At 37.6% G+C, this 13084-nt stretch carries 14 protein-coding genes; 2 read left to right on the top strand and 12 right to left on the bottom strand.

What is annotated here, in order from left to right; translation table 11 throughout:
* Nucleotides 1-11: 11 nt before the first annotated feature.
* From AC5YGD_RS00785 to AC5YGD_RS00755, 7 genes are all read right to left on the bottom strand, one after another.
* Nucleotides 12-1985 carry an ASKHA domain-containing protein gene (locus tag AC5YGD_RS00785; RefSeq protein WP_496141663.1) on the bottom strand — a complete coding sequence of 658 codons (1974 nt, stop codon included), beginning with the start codon at nucleotides 1983-1985 and terminating at the stop codon, nucleotides 12-14.
* The gene (locus AC5YGD_RS00780) at nucleotides 1957-2367 is read right to left on the bottom strand and encodes a GFA family protein (protein ID WP_496141662.1); all 411 of its coding nucleotides are present in this window, start codon (nucleotides 2365-2367) and stop codon (nucleotides 1957-1959) included. The genes AC5YGD_RS00785 and AC5YGD_RS00780 overlap by 29 nt, the downstream gene beginning before the upstream one ends.
* Nucleotides 2368-2375: 8 nt before the next feature.
* Nucleotides 2376-3272 carry a dihydropteroate synthase gene (locus tag AC5YGD_RS00775; RefSeq protein ID WP_416678211.1) on the bottom strand — a complete coding sequence of 299 codons (897 nt, stop codon included), beginning with the start codon at nucleotides 3270-3272 and terminating at the stop codon, nucleotides 2376-2378.
* A 14-nt stretch (nucleotides 3273-3286) separates the two neighbouring features.
* The gene (locus AC5YGD_RS00770; RefSeq protein ID WP_496141661.1) at nucleotides 3287-4192 is read right to left on the bottom strand and encodes a methylenetetrahydrofolate reductase; all 906 of its coding nucleotides are present in this window, start codon (nucleotides 4190-4192) and stop codon (nucleotides 3287-3289) included.
* A gap of 66 nt (nucleotides 4193-4258) precedes the next feature.
* Nucleotides 4259-4903, bottom strand: coding sequence for a DUF1638 domain-containing protein (locus AC5YGD_RS00765; protein ID WP_496141660.1), 645 nt, complete (start codon nucleotides 4901-4903; stop codon nucleotides 4259-4261).
* Nucleotides 4890-5594 carry a cobalamin-dependent protein gene (locus AC5YGD_RS00760; protein ID WP_496141659.1) on the bottom strand — a complete coding sequence of 235 codons (705 nt, stop codon included), beginning with the start codon at nucleotides 5592-5594 and terminating at the stop codon, nucleotides 4890-4892. The genes AC5YGD_RS00765 and AC5YGD_RS00760 overlap by 14 nt, the downstream gene beginning before the upstream one ends.
* Before the next feature lie 272 nt (nucleotides 5595-5866).
* Nucleotides 5867-6580: a glutamine amidotransferase-related protein gene (locus AC5YGD_RS00755; protein ID WP_496141658.1), complete on the bottom strand. Its 714-nt coding sequence runs from the start codon at nucleotides 6578-6580 to the stop codon at nucleotides 5867-5869.
* Nucleotides 6581-6691: 111 nt separating this feature from the next.
* Between AC5YGD_RS00755 and AC5YGD_RS00750 the strand changes: the two genes are divergently transcribed.
* Nucleotides 6692-7912 carry an MFS transporter gene (locus tag AC5YGD_RS00750; protein ID WP_496142376.1) on the top strand — a complete coding sequence of 407 codons (1221 nt, stop codon included), beginning with the start codon at nucleotides 6692-6694 and terminating at the stop codon, nucleotides 7910-7912.
* Nucleotides 7913-7917: 5 nt separating this feature from the next.
* Here the strand turns inward: AC5YGD_RS00750 and modC are convergent, their stop codons facing one another.
* The 3 genes from modC to modA are packed head-to-tail and all read right to left on the bottom strand — an operon-like array spanning nucleotide 7918 to nucleotide 10408.
* Entirely contained in the window at nucleotides 7918-8979 is a 1062-nt protein-coding gene (gene modC / locus AC5YGD_RS00745; protein WP_496141657.1) for a molybdenum ABC transporter ATP-binding protein, read from the bottom strand.
* Nucleotides 8976-9662 carry a molybdate ABC transporter permease subunit gene (modB, locus tag AC5YGD_RS00740; RefSeq protein WP_496141656.1) on the bottom strand — a complete coding sequence of 229 codons (687 nt, stop codon included), beginning with the start codon at nucleotides 9660-9662 and terminating at the stop codon, nucleotides 8976-8978. Before modB ends, modC begins: the two co-directional genes overlap by 4 nt.
* Nucleotides 9662-10408 carry a molybdate ABC transporter substrate-binding protein gene (gene modA / locus AC5YGD_RS00735; protein ID WP_496141655.1) on the bottom strand — a complete coding sequence of 249 codons (747 nt, stop codon included), beginning with the start codon at nucleotides 10406-10408 and terminating at the stop codon, nucleotides 9662-9664. The genes modB and modA overlap by 1 nt, the downstream gene beginning before the upstream one ends.
* Before the next feature lie 192 nt (nucleotides 10409-10600).
* Here modA and AC5YGD_RS00730 point away from each other — a divergent pair, with 192 nt between their 5' ends.
* Complete coding sequence (locus AC5YGD_RS00730; protein ID WP_496141653.1) at nucleotides 10601-11137, top strand: tetratricopeptide repeat protein; 537 nt, start codon at nucleotides 10601-10603, stop codon at nucleotides 11135-11137.
* A 34-nt stretch (nucleotides 11138-11171) separates the two neighbouring features.
* On the opposite strand, the gene AC5YGD_RS00725 is transcribed toward AC5YGD_RS00730, so the two are convergent.
* Complete coding sequence (locus AC5YGD_RS00725; RefSeq protein ID WP_496141652.1) at nucleotides 11172-12209, bottom strand: Gfo/Idh/MocA family oxidoreductase; 1038 nt, start codon at nucleotides 12207-12209, stop codon at nucleotides 11172-11174.
* An 11-nt stretch (nucleotides 12210-12220) separates the two neighbouring features.
* A complete protein-coding gene (locus AC5YGD_RS00720; protein ID WP_496141651.1) occupies nucleotides 12221-13075 on the bottom strand; it encodes a TIM barrel protein in 855 nt (284 codons plus the stop codon).
* Nucleotides 13076-13084 lie beyond the last annotated feature (9 nt).

Below are 13084 nucleotides of genomic sequence, written 5' to 3'. Positions count from 1 at the left end.
CTAATTTATAACTAAGGCGCTCTTTTGCGGCGTCTAACTTTTTTGGTTTGCTGTTGTTTTACTGGTGATACAGTGAACTTCATTGCATCAACAAAATACTCTTGGAATTTTGGCTCAGTAGCAGTTTCAATTTTAACAACTTTGTCTACTGCATCAATAATTATTTTTCGCTTTTTAACGTCTAATAATGCCGCGCTAGCACCAACACCAGCTGCATTACCTACTGAAATAATCTTTTCTGCAGTTGAGGTTGGAATGATATCCAAAAGAGCAACATATCTGGCATCTAAGTGAGCGCCAAAAGCCCCTGCTAACAATACTTTATCAAACTCAGTGCACTCAAGATAATCCATCAGTATAGAAACGCCAGCAGATAATGCGGCCTTAGCCAATTGAATTGAGCGAATATCAACTTGTTCTACATAAATCGATTTATCTCCTTGCTCAACTAATAAAAAACGAGATGTATTTCCTTTCTTTGAGAAAAGCTCAGGCGCAATTGATTCAACAAAAAGTCCACTTTGATCAATAATACCTGCCTCAGCAAGCGCTACAATAGCTTCAATAATTCCACTTCCACATATGCCAACGGCCTGCATTTTAAGCATTTCATAGTCTGGCTCATCTGACCAAGCATCACATCCAATTACTTTAAATCGAACCTTCAGAGTATCTTTATCTATCCTAACTCTTTCGATTGCCCCGTAGGTCGCCCTCACTCCAGAGCTAATTTCAGCGCCCTCAAACGCAGGACCAGTTGGAGAAGATGTAGCATATACCCGCCCATCTTTAGCAAGCATAATTTCTGCATTGGTTCCAATATCAACCAGCAAGGTAGTTTCAGAGTGCATTGTGTCCATTTGACTAAGATAAGCTGCAGCAGTATCAGCTCCAACATGACCCGCAATTAACGGTAAAAATGATAGTCGTGTTTTAGGATGCAAATCAAAACCCAAGTCTTTTGCGTCAACATCAAGCCAACTTCTTATTGATAATGTAAATGGAGCCTGACCAAGTTCTACAGGCGAAATTCCAAAAAATATGTGGTGCATAATTGGGTTACCAACTAGCACAACCTCCAATAATTTATCCCACTCAATCTCTAGATTTTCACAAGCCTCATGCAGCATCTCTGTAATCTTATTTCTTACTGCAGCAGTCAATTTCTCATCACCACCCTTATTCATCATTACATATGAAACCCTACTCATCAAGTCTTCGCCAAATCGAATCTGTGGGTTCATTGCAGAAGACTCAAAAACCAACTTACCGTCTTTCAAATCATAAACATAAAGTGCTAAAGTAGTGGAACCAATATCGATTGCACCTCCAAATACTTGATGAATCCCTTGGGGATATGCTGCAACAATTTGATTTTTATCCCTAACTGCAACAGTAAGATTTCCCTTAGTTTCATGAATTAAAGGCTGCAAACCTCTTAATAGGTTGAAGTCAATACTTGCCTGGACACCTTGCTTTTCAAGTTGCGCCAATAGGTTTTCTGAGGCGGAGGGATTTTCATCCAATGTTGACTCTTCAAGCGTGCAATCTAAAAGAGTAATTGAACTTGAAATAGAATAATTTTGTTTAGCATTTTTTTTACTTATATAGGCCTTATGTTCTTGGCTATCTTCAGGAACATCTATTACTAAGTCACCTTGGATACAAGTTTGACATGCGAGTCGCTTACCTTTGTAACTTGGATTATCGATGATTAATTGTTTTTCTAGACTGGTAATTCTACTAACATTTTCAGGCTTACAATCAACACCAAATTTAGGATGTGAACCCTCTGAAACCTCAATCCAGCACTGATGGCACTGGCCATAACCACCACATAATGAGCGTATAGCTACCCCTGCATCTTGAGCAACTTGCAACAAAGTATCTCCAGCCTCACCCTTGAATTGGCGACCTGACGGGGTAAAGCAAACTTGCTGGACATCTTCCAAAATACTACTCCTTGCTATTATGGCTTTTACCATAGCCCTCAATTTGGGTCTCGTTGGGGCTAATTGTGTAATAACACCCTTTCTCTTCAGTAAAAATATTATGTTTCACAGTCAAATTTTTTGCATCTTCTAAACTACCGGCAGTTACGCTTATAGTTGACAAACTGTCGTTTTGCCAAAACATATGTGCTCCACAATTATCACAAAAACCATGCCTTGAGTCCTCATGAGTATAAAACCATTTAATTTTTCCAATAATTTTAATTTTATCTCTTTTGGCTTGGCATGCAGCCATATAGTGACCCGTCATTTTTCGGCACTGCACGCAGTGACAATAGGATACGTCAGCCAAATCAAAGGCACTATAGCTTGTTTGACCGCAAACGCAAGATCCTCTATATTCAATACTGGTCATTATTATTGTTACGCACGTTTTCTGCGGCGTCTCCCATCCCTAACATCACTTCCATCAGCTGTTGGTTCTCTATAGGCTTTAATCCAACTTCCACAACCATCATCAACACCCGTTAAAACATCTCCAGCTCTAATTGCCTGAACTAACTCTGGGTGTAATGGGTTTACAATTGCAGAAGTCATTCCTGCTGCAATTAACATAGGAAGGAAAGCATTATTAATACCGTTTCGTTGTGGCAAACCAAAACTAACATTTGATGCCCCGCAAGTTGTATTAACTTTTAACTCACTGCGAAGTTTCCTAACTAACTCAAAAACTTGATTGCCTGCTTGAGAAATCGCGCCAATTGGCATAACTAATGGGTCAACAACAACATCTTCTGGCTTAATTCCATAGTCTGCAGCGTGTTCAACAATCTTTTTAGCGACCTTAAAGCGCTCGTTTGGATCTTCACTAATACCAGTTTCATCATTAGAGATCGCTACAACTGCTGCGCCATACTTTTTAACTAGTGGAAGCACTCGCTCCAAATTTTCAGTTTCACCCGTGACAGAATTTACTAGTGCTCTTCCCTGATATGCTTCTAGGCCAGATGCAAGGGCTTCAATAATTGATGAGTCAATTGAAATAGGAACGTCCACAACGGCTTGAACTTGTCTTATTGCTTCAGCAAGAATTGCTGGCTCATCTGCAAGAGGGATGCCTGCATTTATATCTAACATTTGTGCGCCTGCAGCAACCTGCGCAATAGCATCCGCAACTACACGTGAGTAATCACCAACCTTCATTTCTGCAGCTAGAATTTTTCTGCCAGTTGGATTTATTCTTTCACCAATCATTACAAATGGATGGCCAAAGCCAATAGTTACCTCTTTTGATAATGAGGATAGTGTTGTTGTTGTCAATTTACTTACTCCTTCTATGAATTATTAATTGCATTTTTAATCCATGAAGCATTTGTATTTATACCGCCTAGAGGGAAAAAATGAATATGACTGATATTAAATTTTGGATTTTCTTTTTTATGTTTAGCTAAAGTCTCTAAAAAGTCATTTGGATCAAATGGAAGTAATAGTTTCTTCACATCTTTTGCTCTTTTTTGCAGTACCTTTAATGAAGGACCAACTCCACAAGCAATTGAAAACTTAATTAAAGTTTGAAGTTTTGCGGGTCCAGCTACTCCAATATGAATTGGTATATTTATTCCATTATTAGTCAATGAGTTTGCCCATTCAATTACTGGCTCTGCTTCAAAACAAAACTGGGTTGTTATTGCGATATCAATATCTGAGCGCTCATTAAATTTTTGCTTCCATTGCAGCGCGTCATCGACATTTTTATTTGAGCCATCATTGTCAATATCTTTATTGCCTTCAGGGTGGCCTGCAAAGTGTAAGTTTTTAAAATTATATTTTTCAAATAGCTCTGTTTCTACCAGCTGCATTGAATCTTCAAACACACCATGTGGCTTGTCCACACCCCCAGCTAAAAGCAGCGCTTGATTAATGCCCGCCTCACCTTGATAAATATTTATCCACTCTTCTAAGGCACTCTTGTTTTTAATAATCCGAGCTGGAAAGTGAGGCATAACATTGAAGCCTTCGCGGCTTACCCGTTTAGCTGTCTGCACCATCTCTTCAATAGGAACACCTTCAATATGAGCAATATAAACCCTTGTATTTTTTGGAAGTATCTCTTCAAAACTTTCAATTTTTGCCGCAGTGCGAGGCATAACTTCAATCGAAAAATCAGTTAAAAACTCCTTAAGGTGATCACTTACTTTTGGGTTTTCTTCTTTAGAAGAAAAGAGATTTAATAATGACATTATTTACCCAGCCTAGATTTCCAGCGATTTTTTATAATTACTTCTTTAAACATTTTGCATACTCCATTAATCTTTTATTTCCAATGGCTGGATATCAATTTCTTCAAAAACAACATCAAGGCTTCCGGTTCCTACAAGTCGATATTCATATTCAAAACCAAAATCTTTTGCATACTGTTGAGCATCTTTTTGCCACTGATTATTTTCAGTTTGAGCCAAATATACTAATTTTTTATAATGCTTAAAATAAACCTCAAAAAGCTCAGGATGCTTATCAAGCCCCAAACCCTTAATCATGATTCTATTAAAATTTTTAACCAGATAATCTGTCAAATAAAAAGTACCTAATTCATCTTCTGATAACTGCTCAAAAACATCTGTTCCAGCGAAAAACTCATAGCAGTGTGCACCCTCTATACGTTTTGCATCAAACTTTTCTAAAACTCTGTCAAGCGCACCTCCAGTTCCGCAGTCTGCATACGCAATATATATTTCCTCATAAAGATGAGCATTTTCAGACAAATATTCTTCAACGCCAGGAGCAATTAATTGAGGGCTGTTATGCCAGCTGGCCGGCAAACACTGCAAATTTACTTTATCTGAGAGTGATGGATTTTGTTTGATTAACCTTAGTAGATCGTATACTAATGCGCCGCAGCCTAAAACTAATCTTTTTTTAGTCTTATTATTATTTTTCTTATCGATGATCACGCTTTTTACGCAAACTAAGAACATGCTCCTCAGCCATTTCAGCGCTTCTAGCAGCGTCACGGCCATATGCAGGCACACCAATTGCATCAGCAAATTCTTGATTCAGCGGCGCACCACCACACATTATATGAGTATCTTTACGCATCCCTCTTTTTTCCATCTCTTCAACAACAACACCCATATAAGGCATAGTTGTTGTAAGTAAGGCAGACATACCAACAATTACTGGCTCATGCTCATCAATAGCTTCAAGATAATTTTCTACAGGATTATTGATACCTAAATTAATAACCTCAAACCCAGCACCTTCACACATCATAGCAACTAAGTTTTTACCAATGTCGTGAATATCGCCTTTAACGGTTCCAATAACAAACTTGCCTAATGAAGTGTCTTCTGCAGACTCTGCAAGAATAGGCCTGAGTATTCCCATTCCGCCCTTCATAGCTCCAGCACACTTAAGAACCTCAGGTACAAATAAAATACCATCCCTAAAGTCTACTCCTACAATTTTCATGCCCCCAACCAAAGCTTCACCTAATACATCGTTAGCGTCCCAGCCCCGAGCAAGCAAAATTTCAGTGCCTTCAGTGACCTCTGCGTCAAGGCCGTCATAAAGATCATCTTGAATCTGCTCGACTAATTCCTTATCATCTAAGTCATTTAGGTCAAAATCATCTTCATCACTCATTAGTTTCCCCTTAGCTAGGATGTAAAATAAAACACTTAAAAAACGGAAAGATACCTTGAATTAAATTCGGTGTCAATCATTAAATTTACATTTTATTTTATTTAAATAATTCGTATGATAATTTAGAACGAATTTACCTTTAAGATGTTGTTATATATGATTATTTTACTTATCTATAGATGTGAAATAATTCACAAAAAAACTTGAATTTAACTAAACTTTTAATTCCATAAAATTTTTATAGATTTGTTATGTAAAAAACTTGAATTTAACTAAACCATTACTTGCATAAAGTTTTTATAAATTTGTTTTGCGCAACTCAAACATTGACTCATATTTTCATCAGTATTTTTTTTAAGATCTGACAATGCGCCCTGGCCAAGTGTATTTATTAAAGCTTCTGCATAAGCAGGGATAGCGCCCCAGTTTTTGACAGTATCTGACTCTATTTCAACATGATATTGCATTGACCATGCGTTTACTCCTATCCGCATTGCTTGAATAGAGCAGGCATCTGACTTAGCTAAAATAACAGCACCTTCTGGAGCTTGTGCCACCCTGACAGAGTGCCATTGAAGGCATTGCTGATGATGAGCTGTACCTTTGAAAAGTGGATCTGACTTTCCCTCATCAGTTAGTTCAACTTCAAGAACGCCAATTTCAGGTATTTTTTGAGGGCCGCAGGTTCCTCCAAGCGCATCTGCAAGCAACTGATGGCCTAAACATAGTCCTAAATATGGTTTACCTAAGACTCGGACCCAATGCCTAATTGCTTCTTTTTCATCAACCAACCAGGGATTTTCCTCTATATCCCAGACATCCATTGGGCCGCCCATTACCCAAAGCGCGTCATAATTATCAAAGCTTGGGATTTTATCACCTCGATGCAAATAAACTGCATCCCACTCAATTCCATCCTCAGCTAAAAACTGTCTTAAAGATCCAGGATGTTCACAGTCGACATGTTGAAAAACCAGTATGCGCATATAGCTCCCTAATTAAAATTAATTAAAACAAGTGTGGGCTATATTAATACTTATATAAAGGCTCGTCAAATAATTATGGTTATACTATCGCAACGTTAAAAGAATATTGATCTGATGCAAAATAAAAAAATATTAAGTCTAGCAATTGCATTAGCGTGCATCCTTTTGGCTATTAATTTTGGCTTTAGATCATCACTAGGACTTTTTCTTAAGCCAGTTTCTGAAACCTTTGGCTATGGTCGTGAAGTCTTTGCTTTCTCGTTAGCCCTGCAAAATCTTTTTTGGGGCTTAACTCAACCTCTTGCAGGCGCATTTGCTGATAAGTTTGGAACTGCAAGAGTAGTTATAGTTGGGACCATTCTTTATTCTTTAGGTCTATATGTGACGGCCACTGCAGATAGCTTTGTTAGTCTTCATATAGGTGCTGGAATACTTATAGGAATGGGAATTGCTGGAACGGGTCTGGGCGTTATTCTTCCAGCTATGGCGAGAATGGTTAGTCCAGAAAAAAGAGCACTTGCCTTAGGTGTTGGAACTGCTGCAGGCTCTGCTGGACAATTCCTTTTTATTCCTGTTGCGCGAGAATTTCTAGTTGCTTATGGATGGCAAACAGCACTAATAATAATGGCAATAGGCGCACTGTCGATGATTCTTTTCGCGCCAGTATTTAAAGGCGATGAAAAAACGAACAGCAATGTTGATAATGAGCCCTCTCAAAACCTCAGAGAGGCCCTTAATGAGGCGTCAGGACATATTCATTATTGGCTTTTAATTGCAGGTTTTTTTGTTTGTGGCTTTCAGCTAGCATTTATTACAGTTCATATGCCTTCTTATCTTGCGGATAAGGGTTTTGACAGCTCAATTGCTGCAGCAAGCCTAGCAATTATTGGCCTTAGTAATATTTTTGGCTCTTTAGTTTCGGGTCACCTTTCAGGTATTTATTCAAAAAAATGGATACTAGCTTTTATATATGGCGCAAGGTCTATTGTGATTGTTTTATTTCTTGTAATTCCAATTTCAACTTTTACAATCTACGCATTCTCCTTTGCAACCGGGTTGCTTTGGCTAGCTACAGTCCCCCCTACTTCGGGCCTAGTCGCGCAGATGTTTGGATTAAGATTTATGGGCACCTTATATGGTATTGTTTTTTTGAATCACCAAATTGGCTCATTCACAGGCGTATGGCTAGGCGGATACCTTTTTGATACAACAGGATCATACAACCAGGTGTGGTGGTGGGCTGCAATTATTGCAGCAATTACAGCGCTTATTCATGTCTTCATTGACGAAAGGCCAATTAAAAGATTAAGGGCCGCCGAAAGAACTAGCTAAAGTTGTTACGAAAGTATTGCTGCACTTTTAACTTGCGCAAAAACCTTTGATCCTTTTTTTAGATTTAAGATCTTAGCGGACTTTTTTGTTATCAGCGTGAGTAAAGTGATTTCTGTTATTTTAAGCCGAACCATAATTTGAGCCTTTCCTTCAGGTGACATTTCATCAACTATTGCTGGAAAGATATTTAAGATACTGGTGTCAGTCTGCTTTTCTCTTGTAAGACTTACGTCACGCGCTGAAACCCTCAAACGAACATTACTGCCAATTGGCAAGTTATTATCTGGAACTAAAAATTTACCTCCTGGAAAATCTAGATGCATTAGATTATATTCTTTTTCACGGCTGATTACTTTAGCTTCAACCAATGAAGTGGCTTCCCTGCCGTGGGACATTGGAAGGTCAAACCTAGTAAGCATATTGTTTATTGGTCCAGACCCGATGACTTTTCCATGATCAAGAAGTAGTAAATAATCAGCCAATCTTGAGGCCTCATCAGGAGAATGGGTTACATAGATAATTGGAATATCTAAGTCGTTATGAAGCGCATCGAGGTAGGGCAAAATTTCTTGTTTACGTTTAATATCAAGCGCTGATAATGGCTCATCCATTAATAAAATTTTAGGCTTAATGAGTAGAGCTCTAGCAATTGCAACTCGTTGCTTTTCACCCCCTGAGAGTTGTACTGTAGATCGATTAAGTAATTTTTTTATATCTAATAAATTAAGGATAGAGTCTATAAATTCTTTTTCTATATTTGACGATCTTTTAATCCCATAATCGAGGTTACCCTGAACATTAAGGTGTTCAAATAAAGTAGTATCTTGGAACACATAGCCAATTTGACGCTTATGAGTTAAAACAAAATTTTCACTATCCTGCCAAATTGAATCGCCTATTTTTAGAAATCCCTTACGGGTCTTTTCTAGGCCCGCCAATGCTCTTAATAAACTTGTTTTGCCAGATCCTGAAGGACCAAAAATAACAGTTACACCTTTATCAGGAATACTAAAATTAGCATCAAGAATGAAGCTGTCTAAATCAATTTTTATCTTACATTCAATCACTTATCACTCCTCATAATAGAAAATCGGCGATTAAATATATACACAACAAGGAGCATGACAAAAGATAAGACAAGTAAGCCCCCAGCTAAAACATGGGCCTGGCCATATTCCATTGCCTCAACATGATCATAAATGGCTATTGATAAAACTCCTGTCTCACCTGGAATGTTGCCTCCTATCATCAGGACAACGCCAAACTCTCCTACTGTGTGGGCGAACCCTAAAACACTTGCAGTGATAAAACCAGAGCGAGCCAAAGGGACTGCTACAGTAAAAAAGCGATCTAGTTTTGATGCGCCCAAGGTTGCTGCAACCTCCATGGGCTGCTTACCAATAGATCCAAAAGAATTCTGTAGTGGCTGAACTACAAAAGGAAGTGAATAAATAACCGACCCAACAACGAGTCCAGTAAATGTGAAAGCGATTGAACTTCCACCTAGTGACTCCAAAAAATTTCCTATTGGACCATTAGTGCCCAAAGTCATAAGCAAATAAAAACCCAGCACCGTAGGAGGAAGAATTAGTGGTAGAGCAATGATCGCTTCAATTACTGCCTTAAATTTAAAACGAGTTTGTGAAAGCCACCATGCAATTGGGGTGCCAACTAAAATGAGAATAACTGTCGTTATCGAAGCTAACTTTATTGTAACTAGAAGGGCTGAAAGATCGTATTCATTTAACATTATGGTAAGTCATATCCATATTTTGAGATGATATTTAAAGACTCATCTGATTCAATAAATGACAAAAAGTCTTTTGCAAGCGAACTTTTCTTCAACAGCACTACTTGCTGCTCTATTGGCGTATAGAGTATTTGGGGCACTTCCCAAAATGAACCAACCACAGGGTAACTAGGATTCATAAGTTGTGAGTAAGAAATGAATCCTAGTTTAGCATTGCCACTATTAACAAATTGAAATGTCTGTGCAATATTTTCACCTCTTACTAGCTTACTTTGCAAATCTTCCCATAGATTCATTGATATCAACACCTCTCTAGCTGCCACTCCATACGGCGCAATTTTAGGATTAGCTATCGCTAAAAACCTTAAATTATTATTATAAAGCCGCTCGTCTCTCTCTATAAAACCATCTGTAGAACTCCAAAGAATAAGCTTACCTAGTGCGTAGGTGAATCTTGATCCAGTCTCAGATATTCCTTTTTTTTCTAATAGAATTGGCCTTGCCTTATCAGCTGAGAAGAATATATCAAAAGGAGCGCCATTCAAAATTTGCGCGTAGTGTTTGCCCGAAGAGCCTGAAATAAGATTTATCTTATGATTCTCAGAAGATTGATATTTTTTTAACTCATACTGTAATACAACTTCTTTCATTGCTGGATAAAAATTACTTGCAACTGCAACTTTAATTTCATCTGCAGCAATTTGAGTGAAACTTAGCCCAATAGAGATTAATAAAAAATTAATCATCTTAAACTTAGCGTTAAACATATTATTTTTAATGGTCTATTACAAAAAATTAATCAATATATTCTATAGTGAATTGCCTAATTAATTAATACAATTAGAGTCATTCAAAGCTGCAAATTATTATGCAAATATGGTAATATATCGCACATTAGGCCTACCACTTAAGCACTACTTAAACTTTCAGGGAAAAATATGTCAAAAAATAAGATTCTTGTAACTTTTCTATTCTCAATTACCATACTCAATAGTGCCTTTGCTGATTACATAGATGGACAAAGAGAATATGCCAGTGGTAACTATGAAGCTGCTGTGCTTGAATGGACTCAAGTTGCTGAAGATGGACACGAAAGAGCTCAATATAACCTCGCCTGGATGCATGCGAATGGAAGGGGGACACCGCAAGATTTTGCAGTAGCAATTGAGTGGTATAAAAAATCTGCTGAACAAGGCAATGTTAACGCACAATATAATTTAGCAAACCTATATCTTAGAGGTCAGGGTGCTGTCCAAGATGATAAACTTGCTTTTAGTTGGTTTATGAAAGCAGCTGAACAGGGAGATGCTCCATCTCAATATAACATTGGAAGAATGTATTTACTTGATAAGGGTGCTGATATAAATTTCTTAGAGTCAAGATTTTGGATTAAACAAGCTCTAGAGAATGATGATGCATACATTGGTGCACTTGCACAACAACTTTGGGATGACTACAAACTTGGAACTTACTAGCTAAAATATTACTATCAAAAGCCTAAATATTAAGTTAGACTTTTACAGCTTCAATCGAGCATGTTTCAATACTTATTTTCTCAGCCTCGATAATCGCAATTGTCTCTGCTGCTTGAAGCAATAAATCAAAGTTTGTCTTATTACCAGATAAAATCTCATCGACAAAAGCTCGAATTTCATGCTCGTAACCCATCCCTTCTTTTAACTTTATAGATTTAGGCTCAAACCCAGCTCTGAATAGTTTTAATGTTTCATCTTCATCTAAAAGATAGCTGAGAGTGCCATTTTCAAAATTAGCAGTATATGACATATTAAAACCATAGCCTTCCTGCATGGTCCATGTTCCCTCAGAACTGACTAGGGGAGAAACGTTAGTCTTACTATAAATATAGTTTGTAACAACATGGTCTACACCTCCACTTGGCCCTTTGTATCCTTGGCTAAAGACTCCATCTGGCAATCCTAAACAGTAATTAATAAAGTCAGTATCATGCACATGAAGATCTAAAAGGGCACCACCGCACTGATTGTCATCGGAATAAAAAGTACCACCTGGAAAACTTGTCTGCCTCTTAAAGTTGAGTGATAAGCATTCTCCATAAGTGTTATTTTCAATTGCTTCCTTTAGAACAACCCATGCTGGCCAGTATCTTAGACACATAGCCGACATGACATGACATGAAGATTTTTTTTTGGCTAACTGGATAATTTTTTTTGCTTCATCGTAAGTTCTAGCTAATGGCTTTTCAACTAACACGTGTTTATTCTTAGCTAGTGCAGCTTCAACAAAAATAAAATGCAGATCAGTCCCAACGCATATATCAACTATATCAATGTCTGGATTATTTATAAGATCCATACCGTCAAGATATTTTTGAACACTAAGACCTAGAACTCCACCTTCAGCCTGGCCACTAATATTACCCTCTGCTTTGCTTGACCCATCGAGTCTACTCTGAATTGAATCCGCAATAGCGATGACTTCAATATCATTTATTTTTGAATAAATATCCAAATGGGTTGAGCCCATACTTCCAAGGCCAATTACGCCAACTTTAAGTTTATTAGTCATAGGTTTTAAATTTAAGAAATAGAGTTGAAATCGAATAATTGATCCATTGCAGCTGATGTACGAGACAAAATTGTTTCATCCCAAGGAAGCATTTCAGCGATTATCGTATTTTGATAATTAATTGCCTTAAGTGCGTCTATTGTTTCCTTCCAAGGCACATCACCAGCCCCAAGATCACAAAAACTAAAACTACCAGTCCAGTCAAAATTTTCTTGAAAATCCTTTATTTGAACTCTTTTTATTCTTAAGTTAAGTAACTCAATCCAGTGAGGTGGATGTTGCTGGTAACCAATAAGATTGCCTATATCTAGATAAACACCTAATTTATTTGAATCAAAAGAATCAATAAAATCCCTAAGCTCAATTGGCGAATAAAAGAAGCCATTCCATACGTTTTCAAGGCATAAGTCAACATCAAGATCTTCCGCAATTGGCAGCATCTGATTGACCGCATCCCTTAACCGATCTAAAGCTCTATCATAACGAACAATATCCGAAGAGATTGGGCTTTTAACTACGCCAGGGACTATTAATAATGCCTTACATCCAAGATTGCCAGCAACCTTTAGCGCATCTTGATGAAGACTAATTGATTTTTTACGGGTATCCTCATCATTACTAGTTGGGCTTACTCCCCAACTTATTCCAGTAGCCAAACTATCTACAAAAACCCCTGAATCATTAATTATTTGTCGTATCTTTAAACATTCAGCCTTAGTAGTGTTAGTTGTTAAAACGCCTTCTGTTGATATACCAAGCTCTAGCGCGTCAAAGCCAAAAGTTTTTGTTTGGGCTAATGCAGATTCTATTGACTCAGTATTTGTCAGTCCATTTTCAAAAGAAAGATAACTTATGCCTTTAATCAAAACCCAACT

The sequence above is a fragment of the Candidatus Pseudothioglobus sp. uisw_070 genome, assembly GCF_059512545.2.
This window is presented reverse-complemented; position numbering and strand designations above follow the sequence as displayed.

What these genes read in the sequence shown, in the direction of transcription:
- AC5YGD_RS00760 (WP_496141659.1), bottom strand. Translation starts at nt 5,594, where the DNA reads ATGAGTGATGAAGATGATTTTGACCTAAATGACTTAGATGATAAGGAA.
- AC5YGD_RS00730 (WP_496141653.1), top strand. Translation starts at nt 10,601, where the DNA reads ATGTCAAAAAATAAGATTCTTGTAACTTTTCTATTCTCAATTACCATA.
- AC5YGD_RS00780 (WP_496141662.1), bottom strand. Translation starts at nt 2,367, where the DNA reads ATGACCAGTATTGAATATAGAGGATCTTGCGTTTGCGGTCAAACAAGC.
- AC5YGD_RS00770 (WP_496141661.1), bottom strand. Translation starts at nt 4,192, where the DNA reads ATGTCATTATTAAATCTCTTTTCTTCTAAAGAAGAAAACCCAAAAGTA.
- modA (WP_496141655.1), bottom strand. Translation starts at nt 10,408, where the DNA reads ATGATTAATTTTTTATTAATCTCTATTGGGCTAAGTTTCACTCAAATT.
- AC5YGD_RS00725 (WP_496141652.1), bottom strand. Translation starts at nt 12,209, where the DNA reads ATGACTAATAAACTTAAAGTTGGCGTAATTGGCCTTGGAAGTATGGGC.
- AC5YGD_RS00785 (WP_496141663.1), bottom strand. Translation starts at nt 1,985, where the DNA reads ATGGTAAAAGCCATAATAGCAAGGAGTAGTATTTTGGAAGATGTCCAG.
- AC5YGD_RS00755 (WP_496141658.1), bottom strand. Translation starts at nt 6,580, where the DNA reads ATGCGCATACTGGTTTTTCAACATGTCGACTGTGAACATCCTGGATCT.
- modB (WP_496141656.1), bottom strand. Translation starts at nt 9,662, where the DNA reads ATGTTAAATGAATACGATCTTTCAGCCCTTCTAGTTACAATAAAGTTA.